Annotated in this window: 25 protein-coding genes and 1 tRNA gene; 20 read left to right on the forward strand and 6 right to left on the reverse strand. The window is 52.0% G+C overall.

Annotated features, from left to right (window positions below):
* Positions 1-3 precede the first annotated feature (3 nt).
* The 7 genes from JRC49_13340 (at position 4) to JRC49_13370 (ending at position 6,776) form a co-directional block, all read left to right on the forward strand.
* A complete protein-coding gene (locus JRC49_13340) occupies positions 4-249 on the forward strand; it encodes a hypothetical protein (GenBank protein QTE70759.1) in 246 nt (81 codons plus the stop codon).
* Between the two features lie 124 nt (positions 250-373).
* On the forward strand, positions 374-700 hold the full coding sequence (locus JRC49_13345) for a hypothetical protein (protein QTE70760.1): 327 nt from the start codon (positions 374-376) through the stop codon (positions 698-700).
* A 167-nt stretch (positions 701-867) separates the two neighbouring features.
* Entirely contained in the window at positions 868-1,917 is a 1,050-nt protein-coding gene (locus tag JRC49_13350) for a sugar-binding protein (GenBank protein ID QTE70761.1), read from the forward strand.
* A gap of 102 nt (positions 1,918-2,019) precedes the next feature.
* A complete protein-coding gene (locus tag JRC49_13355) occupies positions 2,020-3,564 on the forward strand; it encodes an ATP-binding cassette domain-containing protein (GenBank protein ID QTE70762.1) in 1,545 nt (514 codons plus the stop codon).
* Between the two features lie 50 nt (positions 3,565-3,614).
* A complete protein-coding gene (locus tag JRC49_13360; protein ID QTE72887.1) occupies positions 3,615-4,754 on the forward strand; it encodes a sugar ABC transporter permease in 1,140 nt (379 codons plus the stop codon).
* 75 nt (positions 4,755-4,829) lie between these two features.
* The gene (locus JRC49_13365) at positions 4,830-5,975 is read left to right on the forward strand and encodes a sugar ABC transporter permease (protein QTE72888.1); all 1,146 of its coding nucleotides are present in this window, start codon (positions 4,830-4,832) and stop codon (positions 5,973-5,975) included.
* A gap of 108 nt (positions 5,976-6,083) precedes the next feature.
* Positions 6,084-6,776: a zinc ribbon domain-containing protein gene (locus JRC49_13370; protein ID QTE70763.1), complete on the forward strand. Its 693-nt coding sequence runs from the start codon at positions 6,084-6,086 to the stop codon at positions 6,774-6,776.
* A gap of 87 nt (positions 6,777-6,863) precedes the next feature.
* On the opposite strand, the gene miaA is transcribed toward JRC49_13370, so the two are convergent.
* Complete coding sequence (gene miaA / locus JRC49_13375) at positions 6,864-7,757, reverse strand: tRNA (adenosine(37)-N6)-dimethylallyltransferase MiaA (protein ID QTE70764.1); 894 nt, start codon at positions 7,755-7,757, stop codon at positions 6,864-6,866.
* Positions 7,758-7,982: 225 nt separating this feature from the next.
* On the opposite strand from miaA, the gene JRC49_13380 reads away from it, so the two are divergent.
* From JRC49_13380 to JRC49_13420, 9 genes are all read left to right on the forward strand, one after another.
* A complete protein-coding gene (locus JRC49_13380) occupies positions 7,983-8,258 on the forward strand; it encodes an HU family DNA-binding protein (protein ID QTE70765.1) in 276 nt (91 codons plus the stop codon).
* Between the two features lie 138 nt (positions 8,259-8,396).
* Complete coding sequence (locus JRC49_13385; GenBank protein QTE70766.1) at positions 8,397-9,221, forward strand: transglutaminase domain-containing protein; 825 nt, start codon at positions 8,397-8,399, stop codon at positions 9,219-9,221.
* Positions 9,222-9,260: 39 nt separating this feature from the next.
* Positions 9,261-10,325: a type II secretion system F family protein gene (locus JRC49_13390; GenBank protein ID QTE70767.1), complete on the forward strand. Its 1,065-nt coding sequence runs from the start codon at positions 9,261-9,263 to the stop codon at positions 10,323-10,325.
* 110 nt (positions 10,326-10,435) lie between these two features.
* Positions 10,436-10,750, forward strand: coding sequence for a hypothetical protein (locus JRC49_13395; protein ID QTE70768.1), 315 nt, complete (start codon positions 10,436-10,438; stop codon positions 10,748-10,750).
* Positions 10,747-11,274 (forward strand): DUF4860 domain-containing protein, encoded by a 528-nt coding sequence (locus JRC49_13400; GenBank protein QTE70769.1) that lies wholly within the window; start codon positions 10,747-10,749, stop codon positions 11,272-11,274. Before JRC49_13395 ends, JRC49_13400 begins: the two co-directional genes overlap by 4 nt.
* Positions 11,271-11,672: a hypothetical protein gene (locus JRC49_13405; GenBank protein QTE70770.1), complete on the forward strand. Its 402-nt coding sequence runs from the start codon at positions 11,271-11,273 to the stop codon at positions 11,670-11,672. Before JRC49_13400 ends, JRC49_13405 begins: the two co-directional genes overlap by 4 nt.
* Positions 11,669-12,109: a hypothetical protein gene (locus JRC49_13410; protein QTE70771.1), complete on the forward strand. Its 441-nt coding sequence runs from the start codon at positions 11,669-11,671 to the stop codon at positions 12,107-12,109. Before JRC49_13405 ends, JRC49_13410 begins: the two co-directional genes overlap by 4 nt.
* Positions 12,103-13,173 carry a PilT/PilU family type 4a pilus ATPase gene (locus tag JRC49_13415; GenBank protein ID QTE70772.1) on the forward strand — a complete coding sequence of 357 codons (1,071 nt, stop codon included), beginning with the start codon at positions 12,103-12,105 and terminating at the stop codon, positions 13,171-13,173. Before JRC49_13410 ends, JRC49_13415 begins: the two co-directional genes overlap by 7 nt.
* A gap of 390 nt (positions 13,174-13,563) precedes the next feature.
* Positions 13,564-15,492: a GGDEF domain-containing protein gene (locus tag JRC49_13420; GenBank protein QTE70773.1), complete on the forward strand. Its 1,929-nt coding sequence runs from the start codon at positions 13,564-13,566 to the stop codon at positions 15,490-15,492.
* 58 nt (positions 15,493-15,550) lie between these two features.
* Here the strand turns inward: JRC49_13420 and JRC49_13425 are convergent, their stop codons facing one another.
* The gene (locus tag JRC49_13425; GenBank protein ID QTE70774.1) at positions 15,551-17,644 is read right to left on the reverse strand and encodes an alpha-glycosidase; all 2,094 of its coding nucleotides are present in this window, start codon (positions 17,642-17,644) and stop codon (positions 15,551-15,553) included.
* 158 nt (positions 17,645-17,802) lie between these two features.
* Between JRC49_13425 and JRC49_13430 the strand changes: the two genes are divergently transcribed.
* The 3 genes from JRC49_13430 to JRC49_13440 all read left to right on the forward strand — a co-directional run bounded on the left by JRC49_13430 (position 17,803) and on the right by JRC49_13440 (position 20,167).
* Positions 17,803-17,879: transfer RNA gene (locus JRC49_13430), tRNA-Arg, on the forward strand.
* A gap of 199 nt (positions 17,880-18,078) precedes the next feature.
* On the forward strand, positions 18,079-18,804 hold the full coding sequence (locus JRC49_13435) for a metallophosphoesterase (protein QTE70775.1): 726 nt from the start codon (positions 18,079-18,081) through the stop codon (positions 18,802-18,804).
* A 379-nt stretch (positions 18,805-19,183) separates the two neighbouring features.
* Complete coding sequence (locus JRC49_13440) at positions 19,184-20,167, forward strand: LacI family DNA-binding transcriptional regulator (protein QTE70776.1); 984 nt, start codon at positions 19,184-19,186, stop codon at positions 20,165-20,167.
* 84 nt (positions 20,168-20,251) lie between these two features.
* On the opposite strand, the gene JRC49_13445 is transcribed toward JRC49_13440, so the two are convergent.
* Together JRC49_13445 and JRC49_13450 are read right to left on the reverse strand one after the other, a co-directional pair.
* Positions 20,252-20,434: a hypothetical protein gene (locus JRC49_13445; protein ID QTE70777.1), complete on the reverse strand. Its 183-nt coding sequence runs from the start codon at positions 20,432-20,434 to the stop codon at positions 20,252-20,254.
* A gap of 17 nt (positions 20,435-20,451) precedes the next feature.
* Positions 20,452-21,804, reverse strand: coding sequence for an MATE family efflux transporter (locus JRC49_13450; GenBank protein ID QTE70778.1), 1,353 nt, complete (start codon positions 21,802-21,804; stop codon positions 20,452-20,454).
* A gap of 256 nt (positions 21,805-22,060) precedes the next feature.
* Here JRC49_13450 and sfsA point away from each other — a divergent pair, with 256 nt between their 5' ends.
* Entirely contained in the window at positions 22,061-22,714 is a 654-nt protein-coding gene (sfsA, locus tag JRC49_13455; protein ID QTE70779.1) for a DNA/RNA nuclease SfsA, read from the forward strand.
* A gap of 52 nt (positions 22,715-22,766) precedes the next feature.
* On the opposite strand, the gene JRC49_13460 is transcribed toward sfsA, so the two are convergent.
* Together JRC49_13460 and JRC49_13465 are read right to left on the reverse strand one after the other, a co-directional pair.
* Positions 22,767-23,690, reverse strand: a complete 924-nt coding sequence (locus tag JRC49_13460) for a mechanosensitive ion channel family protein (protein ID QTE70780.1) — start codon at positions 23,688-23,690, stop codon at positions 22,767-22,769.
* Positions 23,684-24,754: a flippase-like domain-containing protein gene (locus JRC49_13465; GenBank protein QTE70781.1), complete on the reverse strand. Its 1,071-nt coding sequence runs from the start codon at positions 24,752-24,754 to the stop codon at positions 23,684-23,686. The genes JRC49_13460 and JRC49_13465 overlap by 7 nt, the downstream gene beginning before the upstream one ends.
* Positions 24,755-24,901: the final 147 nt, after the last annotated feature.

The following is a 24,901-nucleotide window of genomic DNA, read 5'->3' on the forward strand; positions in this document are numbered from 1 at the left end:
CTTATGGATAAGGAAAAGGAACTCGAACAGCGGGAAAAAGCGCTGGAAGAACGGGAAAAGAAACTGGAAAAGAAGGAAAAGGAGCTGGGCTTCTTTTCCCAGGCAGTCAAGGACAAGAAGGAATCCCTGTATGATCACGTCAACGTCAGCGTAAAGACGATGGACAAGGTTATCGGCGTAATCAGTCTTTTGCTGATCATCGTGGTGATCCTGATTGTCCTGGAAGCCACCGGAGTGTTTAAACTGTAAACCGCTTTACGCGGTTACGGCACAGAAGCTGTTATACAGGCGGTTCTTACCCGGAAGGGAAGAACCGCTTTCTGTTGCAGACAGATCAGTGGGCTGGCTTGCATTTGAATGAAATGCATGTAAAATGGTACAAAAGAAGAAAAAACAGGATGGGATGTGTTCACTTATGAATAACAATACGGGCAGATCTTCAATAATGGCTGTCGCCGGCGGTTATATTCTTTACCTGGCCTACGAGCTTCTGAAAAACCTGATCGATAATGTTCCGACGACCATGCCGCGTGCGGTACAGATTCTGGCTATCGTTTTCTTTGCCGGAGCCGGAGCAGCGCTGCTGGTTTTAGCATGGAAAACCTGGAAAAAAGGAAGGGAAGATCAGGACCAGAATCCTGTAGACCTTGAGACACAAGAGACGGAAGCAAAAAGTGAGGAACAGGGTCCAAAATCGTGAAAACGTTTGCCTCAAAAGCAAGGAAATACATAATTGTTTTCTTTCGGTATCGTTTCCAATTTTTTTGAAAAAGCCTTTACAAACGATATCTGAAAGTGTAAAATATGGTCAGTTCATTTCCGGATGAACAATCCGGGAAAAAAATTAAAAAGGAGTGTACCCATACTATGAAGAAGATTCTTGCTCTGGTACTCGCTCTGGCGCTGGTTCTGTCCTGTGCCTCCGCTCTGGCCGCCAAAGTTGGCGTGTCCATGCCCACCAAAGACCTGCAGCGCTGGAATCAGGACGGCGAATACATGGAAAAGCTGCTGACCGAAGCTGGCTTCGAAGCTGAACTCCAGTACGCCTCCAACGACGTTCCCACCCAGCTGAACCAGGTTGAAACCATGATCGACGACGGTTGCGAAGTTATCGTTATCGCCGCTATCGAAGGTTCCTCCCTCGGCGCCGCTCTGGACAAGGCCGCTGAAAAGGGCGTCAAGGTTATCGCTTATGACCGTCTGCTGATGGACAACGCGAACGTTGACTACTATGCCACCTTCGACAACTTCAAGGTTGGCGTCGTGCAGGGCGAATTTGTTGAAAAGGCTCTGGACCTTGCGAATGCTGCTGGCCCCTTCACCTTCGAATTCACCGCCGGCGACCCCGGTGACAACAATGCGGGCTTCTTCTTCAAAGGCGCTATGTCCGTCCTGAAGAAGTACATCGACGAAGGCAAGATCGTTGTGACCTCCGGCCAGACCGAGTTCGCTGACGTTGCTACCCCCACCTGGAAGACCGACGTTGCTCAGAAGCGCGCTGAAGATATCCTGACCGCCAACTATGCTGACGGCAAGAAGATCGACGCTTGGGTCTGCTCCAACGACTCCACCGCTCTGGGCGTGACCAACGCTCTGGAAGACAACTACGATGTTGATACCCTGGGCTGGCCGATCATCACCGGTCAGGACTGCGACATCGCCAACACCAAGAACATGATCGCCGGCAAGCAGAGCATGTCCGTGTTCAAGGACACCCGTACTCTGGCTGCTCAGGTTGTGAAGATGGTTGGCCAGATCCTGGCTGGCGAAACAGTTGACGTGAACGACGAGACGACCTACAACAACAATGTGAAGGTTGTTCCTTCCTTCCTGTGCGATCCCGTGTTCGCGAACGCTGAAAACTACAAGGAAATCCTGATCGATTCCGGCTACTACACCGAGGATCAGCTTCAGTAATGAATTCCCGGTAACCAATTAAGATGCAGGCGGGCCTGGCCCGCCTGCATCGTTTAAGGAAAACATTTATTTTCCATCCAAATGAAAGGCTGGAGGAGAACAATGGCAAAGATTTTGCTGGAAATGAGGAATATCACCAAGACATTCCCGGGCGTCAAGGCTCTTGACAACGTGAATTTCAAGGTTGAAGAAGGCGAGATCCACGCGCTGGTCGGGGAGAACGGCGCCGGAAAATCCACCCTGATGAATGTGCTGAGCGGTATTTATCCTTACGGCACTTATGAGGGAGATATCGTCTACGACGGAAATGTCTGCCAATTCCATAACATTAAAGATTCTGAGAAACTGGGCATCGTCATTATCCATCAGGAACTGGCGCTAGTTCCGGAAATGACGATTGGTGAGAATATGTATCTGGGCAATGAGCGCGGGCATAAACTTGCCATTGACTGGAATACCACTTATTCCGAAGCCGATAAATACCTGAAGATGGTGGGCCTTTCCGAAAGCTCTAAGGTTCAGGTCAAGAATATCGGTACCGGTAAGCAGCAGCTGGTTGAAATCGCCAAGGCACTGGCTAAAAAAGCGAGACTGCTGATCCTGGATGAGCCCACATCCTCTCTGAACGAAGAAGATTCCCGCGCGCTGCTGGACCTCATGCTTGAGTTCAAGAAGCAGGGGATGACCATGATTATCATCTCCCATAAGCTCAATGAGGTTGCCTACGTAGCGGATACGATAACGGTGGTTCGCGATGGCGCGACCATCGAGACGATTGACAACCACGGAACCGAGCAGGTTTCCGAAGAACGGATCATCAAGGGCATGGTCGGCCGCGAAATGACCAACCGTTTCCCGAAACGGGAAGGCGTCACCATTGGAGACGTTCAGCTGGAGATCAACAACTGGACAGTTCACCATCCGCTGTATCCGGAACGCAAGGTTGTGGACGACGTTTCCATGTACGTCCGCAAGGGCGAGGTTGTCGGTATCTACGGCCTGATGGGCGCCGGACGGACGGAACTGGCCATGAGTATTTTCGGCCAGAGCTACGGAACCAATATCTCCGGCGAAATGAAGATCGACGGAAAGCCGGTCAAGATGAAGAAGAGCGAAGCAGATGCCATCAAGCATAAGATCGCTTATGTTACAGAAGACCGTAAAGGTAACGGCCTGGTGCTGAGCCAGTCCATCAAGGTTAATACTTCTCTTGCTCACCTGGATGCGATCTCCAGTCACACGGTGATCGACGGTGATAAAGAATACGCCGTTGCAGAAGAATACCGTGACAAGCTGAAGATCAAGACCCCCACAGTTGAACAGCTGGTGGGCAACCTCTCCGGCGGTAACCAGCAGAAGGTGCTGCTGGCCAAGTGGATGTTCGCCGAACCGGACATCATGCTGCTGGACGAGCCGACCCGCGGTATCGACGTCGGCGCGAAATACGAGATCTACTGCATCATCAATGACCTGGCAGCTGCCGGGAAGTCCGTGGTCATGATCTCTTCCGAGCTGCCGGAAGTGCTGGGTATGAGCGACCGGATCTATATCATGAACGAAGGTAAGTTTGTCGGCGAAATGAAAGCGGAGGAAGCAACCCAGGAAAGCATCATGGCTGTAATCCTCCAGTCGGGAAGGGGTGCATAACGATGAATGAAAACAAGATGAGCGTTGGCGCTTTTTTCCAGAAATACACCATGGTAATCGCACTGGTGGTTGTGGTGATCTTCTTCGCCATTGCTACGGGCGGCGGCTCCCTCAAGCCCGGCAGTATCAACAACCTGATCTCCCAGAACGGTTATGTGTTCGTACTGGCAGCCGGTATGCTGCTGTGTATCCTGACCGGTGGTAATATCGACCTGTCTGTTGGCTCTGTGGTCTGTTTTGCTGCGGCTGTCGGCTGCGTGCTGATGGACAACAAGGTGAACATGTGGATCGCTGTGATTGCTATGCTGGGCATCGGCCTTGCGATCGGTACTTTCCAGGGCTTCTGGATTGCTAAACTGCATGTGCCGGCATTCATTGCCACCCTGTCCGGTATGTACGCATTCCGCGGCCTGTCCAATGTGGTGCTGCAGGGATACCGGGTGGATATCACCAACAGTACTTTCCTGTTCCTCTTCGGCAGCGGCCGGACAAGCTATATTCCGGACTTTATCAAGCAAATGACGGGTTCGGAAAGCAGCCTGAACCTGACCTGTCTGATCTTTGGCATTGCAGCCACAGTGATCTATATCCTGATGACTGTCAGGAAGATCCTGGTTCAGAAGAAACTGAACATCCATCAGTCCATCATTGGACAGAGCATCACGACCCTTCTTATCTCTGCCGTGATTCTTTTCCTGACCTGGCAGATGGCAAGCTACAGAGGCATTCCCATGGTGCTGATCTGGATTGCCCTGGTGCTTGGGATTTACCAGTACATTACGACCAAGACAGCTATGGGACGTCATCTCTACGCGGTCGGCGGCAATGAGAAGGCAACGGCTCTGTCCGGCGTCAAGACCCGGAACGTGTATTGGTTCGCTTATGCCAGCATCGGCCTGATGGCCGGTCTGGCCGGTATCCTGACTGCGGCCCGTGCCAAGGGTATTGACCCCACCTACGGTGAAGGCTATGAAATGGACGCTATCGCATCCTGCTTCATCGGTGGTGCTTCCGCATACGGCGGTGTCGGCAAGGTATCCGGTATGATTATCGGTGCTGTGCTGATGGGCGTTATCAACCAGGGCATGAATATGGTCGGCGTGGACTCCAACTACCAGAAGGTTGTTAAAGGACTCGTGCTGCTGCTGGCGGTTGTCTTCGACGTGCTGTCCAAGCGGCAGAAGCGGTAAGGAAAGGAGGATGGCAAGAAAATGGAAGGAAAAGTTATCAATCAATCCAATATCAGAAAAGCTGACCCGGTTTCCATGCTGAAAAAGAATGCCATGCTCATCATCCTGATCCTGGTGTTTATTTTCTTCACAATTATGACGAACGGCCGGATGTTCAAACCGACCAGCTTCGCCTCCCTGATTAACCAGAACGCTTATGTTTACATCCTCGGCTGCGGTATGCTGATGTGCATGCTTACCGGCGGTAACATCGACCTGAGCTGCGGTGCGTTTGTCTGCCTGCTGGGTGCTATCGGCGGTATGATGATGGTCATCTGGGGATGGAGCACGGGAGTGTCCCTGGTAGCCATGCTGCTGGTCGGTATCATCTACGGATGCGGCCTGGGCGCCCTGATTGCTTATGTGCGTGTACCCCCGTGGATCGCGACTCTGGCCGGTTACCTGGCTTTCCGCGGCCTGGGAACTTCTATTCTCAGCGTATCCATTACGAATTCGATTTCCTTCAAGGATAAGCCTGATTTCCTGAACATCTTCTCCGGTGTGCTGTTCAAAACACCTGAAGGTCAGTTGAACGTGCCGTGCATGATTGTGGGCATCGTTGCCGCGCTGCTGGTTGTGCTTCTGATTTTCAAAAACAGGCTGACGCGGCTGAAGAAAGGTTATGAAGTTGACACGATCGGTATGGACATCGTCAAGAGCGTGCTGGGCGCTGCTGTGATCCTGCTGGTTATGTTCAAACTGGCTTATGCCGGCGGTATTCCGACGGTTCTTCTGTGGGTTGCTGCGGTGGTTCTGTTCTACGCTTTCATTACGAGCAAGACCACGATCGGCCGTCACTTCTATGTGGTGGGCGGCAATATCGAAGCGGCCCGCCTGTCCGGTGTAAACACCAAGAAGATCATGTTCATCGCTTACCTGAACATGGCAATCCTGACAGCAATCTCCGCTATGACGGTTGTTTCCCGGTATACCGCGGCAAACGCTGACGCCGGAAAGAACTTCGAAATGGATGCCATCTCCGCCTGCGTTGTGGGCGGCGTATCTGCCAGCGGCGGAGCCGGATCCGTGCTGGGCATGGTGATCGGCGCTACTCTGATTGGCGTGATCAACCTGGGCATGTTCCAGATCAATCTGGACGCGAACTATCAGCGTGTGGTCAAGGGCTTCGTGCTGCTGGCTGCCGTGGTGTTTGACATCCTGTCCAAGAAAAAGCAGCGCTGATAAAGGTACTGTTTCAACGGAAGAGCGGAAGCTCTTCCGTTTTTTGTTGCTTTTTTCGTCGCGATGACATATGCTTGTTAAAGAACAAAGCCTTGCAGAGGTGACAACATGAGTATGATATGCAGACAATGCGGTAAAACCATTGAGAATGAAGAAGCAGCCTTCTGCCCGTACTGCGGAACAAAACTGGCAGCGGGAAAAGCTCCTGAGACTGTGAATGAGGAAGCGGAAAAGTGGATCCGTAAAGCACGGGCAATCAACAGTTATCCGGAAAAGAAGAAGATCCTGCTGAAAGGCCTGGAGGCATGTCCGGGAGATCGTGATATTGAGTGGGAACTCCTTTATATCGGAGAGGAAGGACCGAAAAAAGGCTGGGCGCTTGACTTTTCGATCATCAAATGCTGGGTGCTGGAATTATATCGCAAGCCTGGAGAATTCTCCGAGGAAAAGCGGAACAGCATGAGATCCCAGCTGTTTGAGGCACCGCAGCTGGTCAGCTGCCTGCAGAAGTTTGAGGATCCTAAACAAAAGCAGCAGGAATACCTGCTGCGGCTTTGCCGTGAGTATACGGAAATCTTCCTGGAGGGCGATAGCCAGGTCATGGGAAAGCTGTTTGGTTTTTCCCTGGAACGGAACAAGGAGAAACGGCTTGCTGTGCCGGCCGCACAGATGATTGAACGAATGAAGGCGGATGAAAAACTGACGCCGGAACAGCGGGAACAGCTGTGGAAAGCCATGTATCAGGCTTATGCGGTCAGAGCACAGGGAAATACGCAGTATTTGGATGAACAACTAAGGTAATCAGCTGCTCATCCAATGAAAAATGAAGAATGAAAAAGAAGAATGGTGAAAAAAACTCCTGCGGTAATCGCAGGAGTTTTTTTGATATTATACGTTTTCGGAAAGGAACGCCTCGATCAGGTCGGATGCCTCGGCAACCGGGTCTGCTGACATGTCCAGCCAGTGAATCCGGGGATCACGGCGGAACCAGGTCATCTGACGTTTTGCGAACTTTTTGATGGCATTGCCGAGCTCTTCCTTCATCTGTTCATAACCGATTTTACCGGTCAGATACCAGGTCAGGTATTTGTATTCCAGCCCAAGCTTGACCATGAACTCTTCGCTGACACCTTCATCAAGCAGGGCCTTGACTTCTTCCACCATGCCCTCCTGCAGCCTGCGCTCCAGACGTTCATCAATCCGCTGCTTCAGGATTTCACGGGGCCAGGTGACGCCGAGCTTCAGAAGCTCATAACGCGGATTTTTCCCGGCAGGACGGTCATCGCCGGCTTCCAGCTTTTCCAGAGCGCGCATGACGCGGTGACGGTTACGGGGATCTATATCGGTATCCGGAAGCTTCTGCTTCAGCATTTCATAGAGTTCAGGCGTTTCAAAGGTTTCCAGATGTGCACGGAGACTGTGGTCCGGCGCTTTATCGCTGATTTCATACCCGTCTGCGACTGCGTCCACATACAGGCCGGTGCCGCCCACCAGGAAGGGGAGACGATCCCGGGAGAGAATATCGTCTATGGCTTCATAAGCCAGGCGCTGGAAATCGGCCATGGAGAAGAATTCTCCGGGATTCCTGACGTCCAGCAGGTGGTGCGGAACACCCTCCATCTCTTCAGGGGTAATCTTGCCGGAACCGAGATCCAGACGACGGAAAACCTGCCTGGAGTCAGCAGATATAATTTCGCCTCCGAAACGGGCAGCCAGCTTCACGCCCAGGGAACTTTTCCCGGAGGCGTTGGTCCCTTCGATAACAATCATTTTCGGAAGCATGTTTTTCACTCCTTTAATTACATAAAAAGCCCGGAAAAGATGATAACACAGGGGTTCCGGGCGCGCAAGGGTGCCAGAGAGACGGATAAGGGCAAAAACATGGCATATTTTGTGTCTAAAACGCCCAGAATGGCACAAAATAAGGCGTTTCGGCAAAAAAAGACTTGACATAAGGACTGGAATGGTTATACTACAATTGAAAATTCTTTCAAGGAGGTCCCCATAATGAATAAGGGTGAACTGATTGCTGCTCTGGCAGCCAAGACTGAAATGACCAAGAAAGATTCTGAAGCCGCTCTGAACGCCGTTCTGGACGTGATCGCTGAGAGCATGGCTAAGGGTGAGAAAGTGCAGCTGATCGGCTTTGGCACCTTCGAAGCCAAGAACCGTCCTGCCCGCGTTGCCCGCAATCCCCGCACCGGCGCTTCCGTGAAGATCGCTGCCTGCAAGGCTCCCGCTTTCAAGGCCGGCAAAGCTCTGAAGGACGCTGTGAACAAGTAATCCGGTTATCCGATCCCGCAGCCGCAAGGCTGCGGGATTTTTGTTTATGCTGGTGCTTATATTTATTGCAAAAGGCATATAGTTGTGCTAAACTGACTATATTGGGTTTACATATGGTCAACAGGGGAGGAAATAGCTATGATCGCAAGAATGGGCAAGACGCGCTTCATTATTTGCGCAGCGCTGGTTCTTGTGGTTTGTGCGGCAATGATTGTTGCCGCATGCGGGCTGAATCTTCCAGAAGCAACCGGAAAGACCGTCAAGACAGACGGCAAAATGACCATTGACTGCAGCAATATGTCTGAAGGCTATATTATGGTCAAGGCCAAAAAGACTACCAAGCGGCTGAAACTGCAGATTGCCACATCCGGAGCAAAACTGAATTATGACCTGAACAGTGACGGAGAGTATGAGGTTTTCCCGCTACAGTTTGGCAACGGAAAATATCAGATCTCTCTTTTTGAAAACGTGAGCGGGAAGAAATATTCCAAAGAGGGCACCGTTAAACTGAACGTTAAGATGCCCGATGAGCTCAGCTGTTTCCTGTATCCGAATCAATATGTCTCCTACAATGAAAATACAGCGTGCGTACAGCAAGCTGAGAAGCTGTGTGAGGGTATGACAGATCAGACCGAGATTTACGGTACGATCTGCAAATATGTGCTCAAGAACTTTGTGTATGACTACATCAAGAGCGTGACAGTCAAACCCGGACTGCTGCCCCAGATCGATGACTGCTGGAACAACAAGATGGGCATTTGCCAGGACCTGGCGGCAATGACATGCGCGATGCTGCGGTCCCAGGGGGTTCCGGCCCGCCTGATGATTGGTACGGTTGGTTCCAATACCTATCATGCCTGGGTTGTGGCGGTGGTGAACGGCAAAAACGAATTCTTCGATCCTACCGCAGAAATGAATGCCAGCTCCAAGACGGATGCTTATACAACAGAAAGATATTATTAATCCGATAGGGTTAAAGCGATATATTTGGAGGATCACATCATGGCGACCGATACAAAGAAGAAAAAGAGAATTATGTCCTCGGAGGAACTTAGCAGCTTCTGCGATCAGATTGCCTTGATGCTCAGCTCCGGCATGACGCTCCGCGACGGCATTGAAATGCTGGCCGAGGACGAAATGAAAGGCAATGACAAGGTTCATCCTTATACCAATCTGTATAAAGTCGTAGACGAAACAGGTTCTCTTTATGTTGCCATGAAAGAGAACGAGGAAGAATGGCCTTCCTATATGATCGAAATGGTGGATATCGGTGAGCAGACTGGCCGCCTGGAAGACATTATGGTCAGTCTTTCCACCTACTATCAGAGAGAAGGGCGCATCCGCTCTGCAGCTGTCAGCGCGATCACTTATCCGCTGGTGCTCGGCGTGATGCTTGTGATTATTATCGGCGTGCTCCTCTGGCGCGTGCTTCCCATCTTCCGCCGGGTGCTTGCGTCCCTGGGGGTTGACGCTTCCGGAAGCGGCTCCGTGCTGATGAAAATCGGTTCCTGGGCCGGATGGATCGTTCTTGGCCTGATTGCGCTTGTTGTGATCTGCACGATCGTGATTGTGATCCTGATGAGAACCAGGATGAGAGACAAGGTCATGCATTTCCTGAAGAATCTCTTCCCGCCGGTACGCAGACTGACAGAAAAGCTTTCAGCTTCCCGCGTAGCCGGTATTCTCGGACTGATGCTGCACAGCGGTTTCCCGATGGAGAACGCGCTGGAGATGGCACCCGCCGCCCTGGCAGACCAGGAATCCATTAATAAAGTTAACTTTATCCGCGATGAAATGAAGAAGGATCAGACCTTCCAGGAAGCCCTGTCCAAGAGCGGACTGTTTGCTGATTTCCATAACCGTATGCTGAAGGTCGGCGCTGCATCAGGACATGAGCCCCAGGTGATGGAAAAGATCGCTGAGATCTATGAGGAACAGGTGGAAGACGGTCTGGATCATCTGATCTCCATTGTGGAACCGACGCTGGTTGCGCTGCTGTCCATCGTGATCGGCGCAATCCTGCTGAGCGTCATGCTGCCGATGGCAGGTGTATTGGGCTCGATGTAAGCCATTGAGCGCTGTGAAGAATGAAAGATGAAAATGAAGAATTGAATGAGTGTGCGTTCAATGTTCATTTGTGATGTGCAAAACAAGAAAAGCGGGGAGGAGGGAAGAAGATGAAAATGAATAAAAAAGATGTTGCATCCATCGCCATTTTCATTGTCCTGATTCTTTCTTTTGTCCTGCTGATTAACAGTATCACAACCAAAAACAACGGACGGGAGCTTCAGATCGTACGGGACGCCGTCAAAAACGCGGCGCTGACCTGCTACGCCGTGGAAGGCGTCTATCCGGACGATCTCGAGTATCTGCGCGAGCATTATCACCTGTCCTACAACGAAGAAAAGTATCACGTATTCTATGAGCCCCTGGCATCCAACCTGATGCCTTCCATTAAGGTTGCAGAGAGGGGAGGGAAAATGGACAAGTGAGTAAGCCTGTTGTTTCCCGTTCTCCCCGTATTATCCAGAGCGTATTTGTCCTGCTGCTCCTGTCCCTGTTCGCCTGCCTGAGCGCCTTCCTGGTGACCATGGGTGCTCAGATTTACAAGAACACAGTGGACAGTGCTGAAGAAAACAATCATTCCCGGATCGCATCCGCGGTGATCCGCAGTGCCGTATGGGCTGAGGACGGCGGGGACGTACAGATTGAGCAGCTGAGTGATGACATTACTGCCCTGTCAGTGGTTAATGAATATGACGGCGTGAAGTACTATAAGAGACTGTACTGCGCGATGGATCCGGATCCCCTGGACGGGGAACCCCGTTCCTTCCTGTGGGAAAGCTATAACAGTGAAGGCGTCGAATTCAAACCTGACAACGGCGAGTCCCTGTGTGAACTGAACGGTTTTGTACCTTCCATAGAAAACAATATGCTGACGGTGGAGCTGGAAACACCAGCCGGTACGAAGAGCACCATCCGGATGGCATTGCGGACGGGAGGTGCAGTGAAATGAAAAGCAGAAGCCGCTCCAATACATTGCTGATTGAACTGCTGCTTGTAATCTTTTTCTTCATGTGCTCCGCGGGGATTCTGGTACAGATCTTTGCCAGCGCCAAGCTGAAGAGCAGGACGGCCCACACAATCAATGCTTCCATGCTGGAGGCCGAAAACATCGCAGAGGATCTGTATGCCTCGGATGATCCGGATGCCGTACTCGCATCTTACGGATTTACAGGCCAGGATGGCAGCTGGGAACTGCAGAAGGACGGATACCTGTTGAAGGTGGTTCTCAAAAGCGAAGAAACCGAATCCGGAACGCTCCGATCCTATGAAATCACAGGCGTTCAGGGAGAACAGACGCTGATTACCCTGCCTTCCACCCGGTATATTCCCAGGGAGGTGAGTCCGTGAACAAGCGTAAAATAGCCCTGGGACCAGGCGCCGCGTCCCTGATCCTGATTGTGGTGGTGCTTTCCCTGTGCATGCTTGCCATGCTGACACAGATCGCCGCGAAGAACGATTATAATCTCTGCACCAGAAGTGCTGAAATGGTACAGAAGGTTTATGAACTGAACGCGCAAAGCGAACAGAACTTCGCCCGGCTGGACAGCGTGCTGGTATCTGCCCGGAAGGAAACGACGGATATGCAGGCATATCTGGACAAAGTAAAGGAAATGCTGCCGGAAGGCATGACACTGGATGAAGACCGGGTCACCTGGACCGAACCCCTGGACAACCGCAACCTTGAGTGTATCATACAGCTGCTTCCCATTGAGGATACGCAGCGGGCCAAATGGATCTCTCATAAGCTGGCAGTTGAAGAGCCGGAGGATGATTGGGAATGGTAGAAACGCTCGATGATATCCTGAGAAAAGCATTGGAATATCATGGATCCGACGTGTTTGTTGTGCCCGGATCCCATATCATGACAAAATCACACGGCAAGATGATCCCGATCTCTGAAGAGAAGGCCCTGCCGAATGATATTGCTGTGCTGGTGGGAAGAGCATACAAGCTGGCACGGCGGGAACAGGATACGCTCATCAACGAGGGCGATGATGACTTTTCATTCGCCGTACGTGACCTGAGCCGTTTCCGCTGTAATACGTATCGTCAAAGGGGCTCCCTTGCGATGACCTGCCGTGTTGTCGCGTTCGGCGTTCCGGATCCGAAAACCTATAATATTCCTGACGTGGTTATGCGGCTTGCTGATCTGCGGAGCGGCATGGTTCTTGTAACGGGACCTGCCGGCAACGGTAAAAGTACCACGCTGGCCTGCCTGGTAGACCAGATTAACGCAACCCGCAGCGGCCATATTATTACCATTGAAGACCCCATCGAGTATCTGCATCCGCACAAGCAATGCATTGTCAGCCAGCGTGAGGTTCCCGGAGACGCATCGAGCTTTGCCCGTGCACTGCGTGCGGCCCTGCGCCAGGCACCGGACGTGATTATGCTCGGCGAAATGCGGGATATAGAAACCATATCCACTGCCATTACGGCGGCGGAAACAGGTCATCTGCTGCTGTCCTCCCTGCACACGTTGGGCGCGGCAAAGACGATTGACCGTGTGATTGACGCTTTCCCTGCCAACCAGCAGAACCAGATCCGGGCGCAGCTTTCCATGGTGCTCCGTGCGGTTGTATCTCAGCGGCTGATCCTGACGAAGGACGGAACGCTGCATCCGGTATTTGAGGTCATGTGCGTCAATCCGGCTATCCAGAACCTGATCCGCGAAGGAAAGACGCATCAGATTGATAACGCGATCTTCGGCGGCGGTGCGGATATGCTGTCCATGGATACTGAACTGGCAAAACTGCTCAGGGATGGCAAGATCGACAAGGAGCAGGCTTCCCTGTACGCTATTCATCCTGAAACGGTAGAACGCCAGGCACGATTCATGAAGAGCTGAATAACCGATAAACAGGCATCCGGTATCATACCGGATGCTTTTTTTGTGGGGAAAAGCGCATAGTTACATAAAAGTTACAAGAAAAACAAATAAAAATCCGTATCATGTAATTTACATATCACCGAAATGTGTTATAATATATGCAGAAAAAGCGAGAACGTGCATCCGAAAACAAAAAGAGTTACTTAGAACACAGACATACAGAAGAAAAACGCATAAAGCGGAAAGAAAAAACGAAATGCTGTAACCAGACGATTTCGCAACATATTTCCTACACGCAATCAGACGCATATTCAATATAAAAAGGCACCAGCTGACGGTTTCCCGGTTTCATGTCAACGATATGAATCCGGGACGGTACAGTATATGTGCCCGGAACGAGGTGGAAAGATGATAGCCGGCAAAAGAAAGACCATCGGAGTCTTCCTTTGCAAAGCCTATACGGTTTTTGACAATGCGGTGTATCATGCCCTGGAGGAGGAAGCACACCGGCTCAACTATGACGTGATTATCTTCACGACAGTTGGCTTTTTCTCCAGCCAGAATGAGTATGACAGCCAGGAAAGGGGAATGTTCTCCTTTGCTCCGATTGAACAGCTGGACGGGATTATAGTAGCGCCTGACACTTATGAGATCGAAGGGTTCAGGGACCAGCTTTATGAGGAGCTGAAGAGAAGAGCGAAATGTCCCGTTGTTTCAATCCGACACCAGGAAGAAGAATACGATTGTGTCTATACGGATGAGAACCTGGCAATCCGCCCGCTGATGAAGCACCTGCTGGAGGATCACGGACTGAAACGGGTGGTGTTCCTTGCCGGTTATGAAGGACACCCGGACGGAGAAAAACGGCTGCAGGTTTACAAAGAAGAAATGGCCCTGCATGGACTGCCTGTGGACGAGGAGAAGGATATTGCCCATGGGACCATGTGGCTGAACTGCGGAGATATGGCCTATGAAGCCTTTTTCTCCGACACTGAACGCCGGCCGGAAGCGGTGGTATGCGCTAACGACTTCATGGCAATCGGGCTGATGCGGACACTGAAGAAGCACGGATTGAGAATCCCGGAGGACGTCATCGTTACGGGCTTTGATAACGTGCAGAACTTTGCGCTGAATGAGCCGATGCTGACAACTGTTGAACAGAATTTTGAAGAGATGGCTTCCAAAGCCATGGAGGAACTGGACAGGCAGATCCGCGGCGAATACGGGGAAAACGGGAAGAAAGAAATAAAGCGGATTGCCATTGGCGGGCAGCTGATCCTCGGGGAAAGCTGCGGCTGCGGCGGACGCGGGGAAGACTTCTACGTCAAAACCAGCATGGAACGGGCTGAACTGGTGGACAACATGAATTCCCGGGAAGTCAGCATGACTTACCTGACAATTGAGCTGAACGCCTGCGATGACCTGAAGGATCTGCACCGTGTGCTGGTGAACAAGATGGATGATACCAGGATGGTGCGGGACTATTACCTGTGTTTGTTTGAGAAAGGAAAAGACGTATACGGCGAGCCTGTTTTCGCGGAGGAACAAACAGAAAAAGCCTGCCTGGTTCATGTAATGAAAGACCGGCAGGATCACGGGATGCCGATGATTACTTTTGACCGCTGCAAGCTGCTGCCGGAGATGGCGGAACGGGCGGATGAACCGCAGGTGCTGTACCTGGTTCTGCTGCACCAGCGGGAAAAGGCATATGGTTATGCACTGTTCCACTACCAGCCCGGGGAAGTGCCTACGAACTTTTTCCAGCACTGGAATATCATTCTTTCCGGCGCACTGAGCAATATGCATAAGCGTGATGAGCTGAAGGTGCTGTATGAGGAAAGAAGACTGAGCAGCATCACGGACGTGATGACGCGGCTGCTGAACAGGCGTGGCCTGGAAGAGCAGCTGTCACCAATCTGGCAGCGGCTGTGTGCCATGGGGGAAAGCGCGGCCTTTATCAGTTTTGATATGGACCGGCTGAAGCAGATCAATGATACCTTCGGCCATCAGGCGGGAGACTACGCCATCCGCCTGACGGGTGACGCGATCCGCAGGGCTGCCCCGAAGGACACTATCCTGGCCCGTATGGGCGGCGATGAATTCCTGGCGGTGATGCCCAGGGCGGATGACCAGGCCGCCAAGCGGTTTATGAGAGACTTCCAGAAACAGCTGAAAGCCCTGAACAAGCAGGAAGACAGGGCATTCAATGTGGAGGCCAGCTGCGGAGCGGTGGTTATCCATATGAACGGATTATCCACCATTGAGGAATGCATCCAGAGAAGCGACGAGGAATTGTACCGCCAGAAAGAAAAAAGGCACACCGAAAGGTATGAGTAATATCCGGTGTGCAAAAAGCAGGGGGATCGGAACTTGTTCCGATCCCCATATTATTTCATCAGTTTTCGCTGCCTTCAATTACCGCGTTGCTCAGGACAATGGATGAGAACGGGGGGAGATTGAAGGTAAGGAAGCCGTCCGTGACGATGCCCCAGACTTCGTTGCTTGCCAGATGCCCGTCCTGGGTGGTCTGGATGCAGCAACGGAAGGTTTCCCCCTCCGGCGCTCCGGCATCCCGGACATGAAGCCTGAAGTCCGTCAGGTTTCCGGTGTTGTTTACGGCAATCACGCAGCGGGAATCACTGGTGAAACGGGCGTAGGCAATCCGTCCGTAATCAGCCAGCAGCGGCTTGATGGAACCGGTCTTCAGCACGGGAAGGGTACGGCGCAGGCGGATCAGATCCCGGTGCAGATCAATGAGGCTCTGGTCTTCATGTCCCCAGGGATAGGTGCGGCGGTTATCCGGATCTGTCCAGCCTACTTGACCCGCTTCATCAGCGTAGTAGACGGTGGGGGCGCCGGGCCAGGTCATCTGGATGGTGACAGCTTCCCGGAAAACGCCCTTGTTAATCCCGGCAGCTGCGGCGCCGGAACCCAGAGTGGTGATCCGGCCGATCATCCGGTTTGTGCGGGTCAGGAAGCGGGAATGATCATGATTGGAGAGCTCGTTCATCGCGCACATGAGGGACGGATATTTGAACCGGGACATCTTGTCCGCCATGATCCCGAAGAAGGCGGAGCCGTTCTGGTACAGGTCATCCCGGTAAGAGTCAGAATGCTTTTCCATACCGGTGAGGAACCAGGTTACCGGCTCCATAAAGGCATCATAATTCATGATGCTGTCCCATTCACGGCCGTTCAGCCAGGCGGTAGGATCGCCGTAATGCTCCGCAACGATCAGTGCATTGGGATTGACAGCTTTGACACGGGCACGGAAGGTCTGCCAGAATTTATGATTGAATTCAGTGCTGTGTCCCAGGTCGGCTGCAACGTCCAGGCGCCAGCCGTCGATGCAATACGGCGGAGAAAGCCATTTTTCGGCGATTTTATACACTTCTTCGCACAGATCGGGAGAATCTTCATAATTCAGCTTAGGCAGGGTAGAATAGCCCCACCAGCCCTCATACATGGGGGTTCTGCCGTTGCCGGAGTCGTTGAAGTGGAAATAGGAGCGATAGGGGCTGTGGATGCTCTGGTAGGCACCCGGCTGGAAACCGGCTTTTCCGAGATATATCCCTTCATGATCCATCCACTTATTGAAGGAACCGCAGTGATTGAATACGCCGTCCAGGATAATCTTCATTCCCCGGCGGTGAAGCTCCTGACAGAGGGTGGCAAAGAGCGCATCGCTTTTCTCCAGGTTTTCCTTACTGGTGACGCGGCGGATATACTTGGGCGCATAACCGTTATGCTTTTCCCAGGCCTGCATGACATGATCCATATCGTCGGTAATCACGCCGAAGTGGGGATCAATATGCTCATAGTCCTGGCAATCGTACTTATGGCTGGAAGGGGAGACGAAGACCGGATTGAGGTAAAGAACCTCAATTCCCAGATCCTGCAGGTAATCCAGTTTATCCAGGATACCCTGAAGATCGCCGCCGTAAAAACAGCGGATATCCGTATCACCGGGCAGGGCATCCCAGTCAGCAATATGCTTGGAGTGGCCAACGGTGTAATAGTACTCATTGTCCACAACATCATTGGAGGGGTCTCCGTTGCAGAAACGATCCGGGAAGATCTGGTACTGAACGGCGCCTTTAGCCCAGTCTGGAACATGAAAACCGGGAATGAAGCGGAAGGCATATGCCGGGTTATAATCCGGGACATGATGTTCATCAGCGCGGACACCGCTCTTGTCAAAAGCGATTTTAGTACCGTCCGGGCATTCAATCAGGAAACGGTAGATAACCTCATTTTCGTTGCAGATGATACCGGCTTCATAATAATCAAAAAAGTCATCACTTTTGATCTTGTACATCATTGTGCCGACAGTGATGGACTCAAAAAGCAGAATAACACGCTCCGCACTGTCCTTGGCGACCCGCAGACGGATCCGGACAGAATCCCCGCAGTCCGGCTCGGAAGGGAAGCGGTAATCCGGAGACTCGTCGCTGAAGACGGCGGAAAGAATAGAATGACTGACAGCCATGAAAAACCTCCTGAAAGTTCAATCAACCTTTATATTATAACCAAAAGAGGGAACAGTTACAAGAAAACAGAGAAGGATATTAAATGCAAAGGTGCAAAAAAACGTTGACAGTGCAAAAACATTGTGATATTATACTTTAGCTGTCACGGACAGTATGTGGGCTCGTAGCTCAGCTGGATAGAGTGTTTGACTACGAATCAAAAGGTCGTGGGTTCGAATCCCGCCGGGCTCACCAACAGAAAAAGCTCTCCCTTGTGGAGAGCTTTTTCTGTTGGTTTGAGCCCGGCAGGGATCCGAACCCACGACCTGTGAACAAGACAAAAGAATCGTTCCCTTGTCCTGTTGGCTTGTTTTGTGCACGTATGTGTGATAGTATTCATAAACGCGTTATGAACGCGGTGATACCAGAACGATCAGAAAGACTGGAAACAACAATGCTTTTTGCGACTTCGGACTTACATGGATTTCCTCTGGACCAATTTCTTAAATTGCTTGAAAAGGCGGGCTTCTCGTCATCAGATCATCTGTATGTAATCGGGGATGTGATTGACCGCTTCGGCGATGGTGGAATCGCTATGCTGCGCTGGATGATGCGGCAGGAGAATGTGACCTTCATCAAGGGCAATCATGAGGATATGCTGCTGAAATGCGATTTCCTGTTTACCAGGGATGAGAGCCAGGCAGAGGAAGAATCACTGACGCCGGAGCAGGAACGCGCTTTGAAACACTGGAACCGGAACGGCAGTTCTATCACCATAGAAAACATGATGAAACTGAAGGAAAAAGATCCGGAAGAGCTGAACAGGCTGCTGGATTATATCCGGTCGGCTCCAATATATGTGGAAACAGCTGTGCCGATGAAGCGCTTTGTGCTGGTGCATGGAGGACTGAAGGATTTCGCACCGGAGAAAAGAATGGATGAATACGATGCGTTTGAACTGATGTGGACGCGTCCGATCCTGGAAGACAGATACTGGGATAACAAGCTGGTCATTATCGGTCATACGCCGACGCATGAGTATGGTGTGGGTGCAGACGGTCAGATGCTTGTGACGAAAACCTGGGTGGATATTGATACCGGAGCGGCAGACGGAGGAAGCCCCATGCTGTTGCGGCTGGATGATATGCATCCGTTTTACACAGAATACAGAAACGAATAAAGCAGAAAAGCTCTCCCTTGTGGAGAGCTTTTTCTGTTGGTTTGAGCCAGGCAGGGATCCGAACCATACGACCGTAGGGAGTGGCAAAGGAGCCGAATGTCAGCACGGTGTGCTGTCCGGCGAAGCCGGAAGTGAGGCGAGTTTGTTAGTGCGAAAGGGAGAACGGAACCCGCTCCAAGGGTTTCAGGCGACCATTGAGCGAACGGAATTCGAATCCCGCCGAGCTCCAACAAGACAAAAGAACCGTCCCCTTGTCTTTAAAGAACAAAAACTATCCATTGAGTATGACTATGTAATCGTTGACAAGATTAACAAGCTTGGTTTACAATAAACAATGGCAGAAAACGATTACAATCTAGCAGAAAGAAATGGTTCGGATATGGTCAGACTGAAGGATATAGCTGAGGCATGCGGTGTTTCAATTGCGACTGTTTCACGCGCTTTAAACGGTTTAACCAATGAAGGCAAGGAAAGGACTGCGTTTATCTGCCAGACGGCAAAAGAAATGGGATATTATCCGAATGCAGCCGCCAGGACGCTGAAGACAAGCAAATCAAACAACATTGGTATCATCTATGAAGATATGATGACCCATGTGTATTTCAGCACCCTTTTCGATTCCCTCCGGCGTGAATCGGAGAAACTTGGATATGACCTGACCTTTATAGGCCGGGGTGACTTTACAGGCCAGCAGTATTATGAGAATGCCCGGCAAAGATGCCTGGACGGTGTAATTGTTGTCCAGGCGGATTTCGATGCCGCCGGAATTATGCATCTTGCAACCAGCAGCATTCCCACGGTCATTGTTGACCACACCTATGAAGGCGTTGATTGTGTGACCAGTGATAACCGGGCCAGTATGGAACAGATTGTCCGCTATGTATACCTGCATGGGCACCGGAAAATTGCCATTATCCAGGGTCAGAAGGGAATGGTCAGTCGTGAGCGCCTGGCCGGTTTCTATAAAGCATGTGTTGAATTGGGCGTCAGGGTTCCGGTGGAATATGTTCGTGAAGGACTTTTCCAGAACGCTGTGGCTTGCACGGAGGATATCCTTGAGCTGATGAAACTTCCGGACCGGCCTACCTGCGTCCTTTGTCCGGATGATGGAAGCGCTGTGGGCGCGATGGCGCGGCTGCATGCGAAGGGCATCAAGGTGCCGGAAGATATTGCCCTGGTTGGATATGACGGAACACTTATGAGCCAGATTATTACCCCACGTCTGACAACATTCAGCCAGGATTGCACAAGGATTGCCCAGGAAGTATTCAGCATGCTGATTGACGCGATAGAGTATCCGGATACCCACATACCGAAGCAGGTCACCGTAGTCGGAAAAATCATCGAAGGTGAAACGGTGTAAGCAAGATAAGGCATTACCACGAAACTGCACACAAAAGGCCTCTGTTTCAACAGAAACAGAGGCCTTTTTTCGGCTTCAGACGGTTTATTCCTCTTCCGGAGTTATTCCCATCTTCTTTGTCAGGTCACCCAGGGATTTATCATACTGGGCCTTTGTAATGGCTCCGTTATTCAGGAACGTGTCCAGGGTTTGCTTCTGGCTGAGATACAGCTGCCTGAGCTGCTCCCTGCGGGTTTTGGGATCTGTATTCCGGTTGGATAAATCCATTTGCGTAACCTCCATTGCTATTTCCGGCTGATGAAGGGATCCCAGCGGCCGGTGAGATAATGCCAGACAAAGAAAACAAAAAGCAGCATGTTATGGCCGATCATACAGCCCCAGGCTGCAATCAGCCCCAGACCCAGAAGCTGCGTGCAAACAAAGGTTCCGGCAATCCGGACAGCCCACATGCAGATAACGTTGTAAACAAAGGGTGCTGTAGTTTTTCCGACACCCTGCATCAGGCCTTCCACGACGATCGGAACGCCGTAGAACGGCTCGGAGATCGCAACCATGCGCAAGACGGTGGTTCCCAGGCGGACTACATTCTCATCCGCACTGAACAGGCGGACCAAAGGCTCTGCAAACAGGAAGAGCAGGCCGCCGGAGACGATCATCAGACCTACCTCGAGCGGCAGGATTGTACTTCCCAGACGTTTCAGCCTGTCATGATCCTTTGCACCATAAGCGTTTCCGCTTAAGGTAGCCGCGGCTGTCTGCATACCCCAACCGGGAATATAGAAGGCGCTCTCAACCGTGTTTGCGATGGTATGGGCCGCAGTGGATATTCCGCCGAGGGCATTGATCATGGAGGCGAAAACCACATAGCCGCAGGAAGTGGCGAAGCGCTGGGCCAGATTCGGAAGGGCAACCCGGAAGCAGGGACGCAGGATCACCGGATCAGGCCGGAAGGACTGGCCGACCGGTGAGATAGAGGGATGCTTCCATAAGGCCCGCGTCATGGCCAGGCCGCCATAGACAAAGGAAGCAGCGCTGGCCAGAGCAGCGCCCTTCACGCCGAGACCGGCGCCCGGGAAGGGAATGGAGAGATTCAGAACGGATAATGTACGGGAAGGATAAATCAGCAGGATGTTCAGCACTACATTGATGCCGTTCACAATCAGGCCGATCCGCATCGGCGTCCGGGTGTCTCCGGCGGAACGAAGGACGGTTCCGAGCAGAATGGATGCTGTCCTGAAAAGCATAGGGATATAGATGATCAGGAAGTATTCAGAGGCAAGACCGCGGATGGCGGGATCCACCTGCATCCAGGCCGGTACATGACCGGCAGCCATGACCGTCAGGAGGGTCAGCAGTGAACCAAGCAGCAGGGTAATGGTACAGGCCTGGGCACTGGCTTTCCTGGCTTCGTCCGGCCTGCCGGCACCGATCTTCCTGGCGATAAAGGCGAGAAAACCGATTCCAACAGCGGAAACGACACTGCCGATTAACCAGTTTACCGTGCCTGTAGCACCGACGGCAGCTGTGGCCTGTGTGCCCAGGGAACCGACCATTGCCGTATCGATATACTGGACAGCTGTCTGAGTCAGCTGTTCCAGCATTGTAGGCCAGGCCAGGGTGAAGACCGTACCAAGCATGGACCGGTCAAATCTGCTTCTTTCCCGCACTTGTTTCTGACGACTCCTCTTCCAGATAAACAGCCGGTCCGGGCCTGAAATAAAACCTTTCCGGCAGGCAAACGACTGATTGCAACGGTCATTCTATCATGCTTTTACAGGATGTCAACAGACGGAATAAAGCCCCTTTGTCAGATGGCTTGCACTATGGACAAAAACAATGATATGATTCGGCTGCAGATATTTTTCCAAAGACTGATTTGAAAGACAGAAGTGTATGAGATACAGCAATATTACAAAAGGTACTTTTCTGGACAGGCCGAACCGGTTTATTGCCCATGTGGAGATGGACGGCCGCAGGGAGACGGTACACGTCAAGAATACGGGACGGTGCAGGGAACTGCTCCTGCCCGGGGCGGAGGTCTGGCTGACCGCACCGGGAACGGAAGGACGAAAGACAAAGTATGACCTGGTGACCGTCCGCAAGGAGAACGGCATGCTGGTCAACATTGACAGCCAGGCACCGAATGCTGTTGTGCGGGAATGGCTGGAACGGCAGGGGTATGACGTTATTATTCCGGAATATACCTATGGGGACTCCAGAATCGACTTCTATCTGGAACGGGGCATGGAAAAGACACTGATGGAAGTCAAGGGCTGCACACTGGAAATAGACGGGATCGGCTATTTCCCTGACGCTCCGACGGATCGTGGCGTCAAACACCTCCGGGAACTGGCAAATGCCGTGAAGAACGGGTACAGGACAGTGATTGCTTTTGCAATCCAGATGGATGGAATCATGGAAGTGAGGCCGAATATACAGACACACCCGGAGTTTGGCAGCGCAATGCAGGAAGCGGCGGAGGCGGGAGTGGAAATTCTTTTCCTTCCATGCCATGTGGAAACCGATCAATTGACAATCATCAAGTAGCTGAAAACCGCCTGTCTTTCAGACAGGCGGTTCCTTTTGAATGAGTATTTTTTCAGGCGTCGGATTCGGGAACGGTGTAGTGGGGCATAATGATACCTTCACGGTCAAAGCGGGCTTTGACCCGGGTGCGGATTTCACGCTCAATACGCCAGTGCTCACCGACAGGACAGACAACGGCCACCTGGAGCCGGACTGAATTCTTGTCGAAAGCGACGATGCTCATGACATCCGGTACGGTTTTCATGCCTTCCACTTCCTTGGCGGCGATCTCCATTTCCTCTTTGACCATGTTCACCAGGCGCTCCTGGTTTTCCTCATAGGGGCAGGGGATATTGACAATGGCCCGCTTAAAACCGCGGCTCATGTTGGTGATGGTGCGGATATCGCCGTTGGGGATGCAGTAGATGTTTCCGTTGTAGTTGCGGATGGAAGTTGTCCGGATGGTAATGGTTTCCACTGTGCCGTCCAGTCCGTTGATGCTGACCAGGTCGCCGACAGCAATGGAGCCTTCACCCCAGATGAACAGACCGGAAAGCAGGTCCTTGACCAGCGTCTGGGCACCGAAGGCCAGCGCAATACCGACAACCCCGGCAGCGGCCAGGATGGAGGTAACGTCCACGCCGAAGAGGCGAAGGATGATCGTGGCCAGGATAAAGAACATAATATAACTGAAAACGCTGGTGATGATGGACCGGAAGGTTTCGGACCGCTGGGTGTTGACGCGGCCATTCTGGCAGCGCCGTCTGGAAACCTTGACAATAATCAGTTTGCCGAGCTTCAGGAGAAGAAGGCCTACGATCAGTACCGCGCCGGCAATCAGCAGGCGGCTGACAAGCTGGGGCAGATGGGAGAGAAAACCACCGGCACTCTTAGCCGCGTCATTGACAGTTTCCTTGAGATCATTGGCAACCTGAACAACGCCAGGGACCGGTGAAGCGGTTGGCCTGGCAGCAATATACCTGACAGAATTTAGCATACAGCATCCTCCGTTTGATTCGTCGGATCGTTATCCTGTTTGCGGGTATGGCCGCAAAGGCCGATTTTCTCCAGCAACAGCGTGATCACACCGACAAACAGGAAGAGGTAATAGGTAAAGAAACGCCAGAGCAAAAGGGCAAGGCCTTTTGTTCCGCCTGGAAAGATTCCGTTGAAATAGCACATGAAACCGCCTTCCTGGGCGCCGCTGGCACCGGGAAGGGGCGTATAGCTGGCACTGACGAAGAGCAGAAGGCCCAGGGTCAGCAGATGATACCAGGGAGTGCCGGAAAGCCCGAAGGCATAATAGACAAAGACAATGGAACCGGTCAGGGCAAGCATGCTCAGCGTACTGCACAGGCACTGGAAGAGCAGCTGCACGGGAGAGGAGAGCAGGTCGCGGATGGCTGTATGGTAGGTGTCCAGCACCTCGTATGTTCCGTTGAGGGCGGCTTCCTTGTCTTTAATCAGCCGGATCCGGGCCAGGAGCCCGATCAGGCCGGAGGCAAGCTTACGGATGAGTGTACGACGGAAAGCGGCCAGCAGTACCAGCGGAACTACGCTGAAATTGATGATCCAGCCAATGCGGACCGCCCAGATGACGCCGCCAAGCTGCTGATAAACAAAGGAACGGTTGAACAGCAGGAAGAGCAGGCTGAGCAGGGAAACCATAAACTGATTGGCGATGAGCCGGATGGTGACAGAGGTGGTGCCGTTTCCTACAGGAACACCGGCCTTGCGGAGTGAATTGACCTGCATCGGCTGGCCGCCGCTGGCACCGGGGGTGATATTACTGTAAAAGAAACCGATCAGCGTGACGCTGAGTACGGTCCAGAGGTTCAGACGGAAACCCTGTTTTTTCAGGCAGTACCAGGTGCCCAGCGTATCAAAGAAGGTATAGGCGGCCCAGCAAAGCAGCAGACCGGCAATCCAGCGGGCATCCAGGCTGCGGAGCGTATCCCAGGCGTTAGCCAGTTCGGGATTGCCGAAAGCGATACAGAAGACGGCGACAAAGGAGAGAACGATGAACAGTATGCTGAGGACACTCTTCAGCTTTTGATTCATGCCGGCGTCTCCTTTCTCCATAACTATATCTCTATTATTTTATCCGGTTTTCACAGTTCTGTCCAGCTGAGGGGACGGATGACAGCTTTTCAAACAGCAGGATGCATGGTAAAATATGGACAGTTCCGAAAAAGAACGACAGGAGAT

Source organism: Clostridiales bacterium FE2011, assembly GCA_017569305.1.
Lineage (GTDB): Bacteria > Bacillota > Clostridia > Christensenellales > Aristaeellaceae > Aristaeella.

Coding starts and splice junctions, on each gene's coding strand:
- JRC49_13405 (QTE70770.1), top strand. CDS start 11,271: ATGAAAAGCAGAAGCCGCTCCAATACATTGCTGATTGAACTGCTGCTT.
- JRC49_13460 (QTE70780.1), bottom strand. CDS start 23,690: ATGCTAAATTCTGTCAGGTATATTGCTGCCAGGCCAACCGCTTCACCG.
- JRC49_13445 (QTE70777.1), bottom strand. CDS start 20,434: ATGGATTTATCCAACCGGAATACAGATCCCAAAACCCGCAGGGAGCAG.
- JRC49_13345 (QTE70760.1), top strand. CDS start 374: ATGGTACAAAAGAAGAAAAAACAGGATGGGATGTGTTCACTTATGAAT.
- JRC49_13435 (QTE70775.1), top strand. CDS start 18,079: ATGCTTTTTGCGACTTCGGACTTACATGGATTTCCTCTGGACCAATTT.
- JRC49_13350 (QTE70761.1), top strand. CDS start 868: ATGAAGAAGATTCTTGCTCTGGTACTCGCTCTGGCGCTGGTTCTGTCC.
- sfsA (QTE70779.1), top strand. CDS start 22,061: ATGAGATACAGCAATATTACAAAAGGTACTTTTCTGGACAGGCCGAAC.
- JRC49_13440 (QTE70776.1), top strand. CDS start 19,184: ATGGTCAGACTGAAGGATATAGCTGAGGCATGCGGTGTTTCAATTGCG.
- JRC49_13395 (QTE70768.1), top strand. CDS start 10,436: ATGAAAATGAATAAAAAAGATGTTGCATCCATCGCCATTTTCATTGTC.
- JRC49_13360 (QTE72887.1), top strand. CDS start 3,615: ATGGTAATCGCACTGGTGGTTGTGGTGATCTTCTTCGCCATTGCTACG.
- JRC49_13390 (QTE70767.1), top strand. CDS start 9,261: ATGGCGACCGATACAAAGAAGAAAAAGAGAATTATGTCCTCGGAGGAA.
- JRC49_13415 (QTE70772.1), top strand. CDS start 12,103: ATGGTAGAAACGCTCGATGATATCCTGAGAAAAGCATTGGAATATCAT.
- JRC49_13340 (QTE70759.1), top strand. CDS start 4: ATGGATAAGGAAAAGGAACTCGAACAGCGGGAAAAAGCGCTGGAAGAA.
- JRC49_13370 (QTE70763.1), top strand. CDS start 6,084: ATGAGTATGATATGCAGACAATGCGGTAAAACCATTGAGAATGAAGAA.
- miaA (QTE70764.1), bottom strand. CDS start 7,757: ATGCTTCCGAAAATGATTGTTATCGAAGGGACCAACGCCTCCGGGAAA.
- JRC49_13420 (QTE70773.1), top strand. CDS start 13,564: ATGATAGCCGGCAAAAGAAAGACCATCGGAGTCTTCCTTTGCAAAGCC.
- JRC49_13355 (QTE70762.1), top strand. CDS start 2,020: ATGGCAAAGATTTTGCTGGAAATGAGGAATATCACCAAGACATTCCCG.
- JRC49_13385 (QTE70766.1), top strand. CDS start 8,397: ATGATCGCAAGAATGGGCAAGACGCGCTTCATTATTTGCGCAGCGCTG.
- JRC49_13450 (QTE70778.1), bottom strand. CDS start 21,804: ATGCTTGGTACGGTCTTCACCCTGGCCTGGCCTACAATGCTGGAACAG.
- JRC49_13425 (QTE70774.1), bottom strand. CDS start 17,644: ATGGCTGTCAGTCATTCTATTCTTTCCGCCGTCTTCAGCGACGAGTCT.
- JRC49_13365 (QTE72888.1), top strand. CDS start 4,830: ATGCTGAAAAAGAATGCCATGCTCATCATCCTGATCCTGGTGTTTATT.
- JRC49_13465 (QTE70781.1), bottom strand. CDS start 24,754: ATGAATCAAAAGCTGAAGAGTGTCCTCAGCATACTGTTCATCGTTCTC.
- JRC49_13380 (QTE70765.1), top strand. CDS start 7,983: ATGAATAAGGGTGAACTGATTGCTGCTCTGGCAGCCAAGACTGAAATG.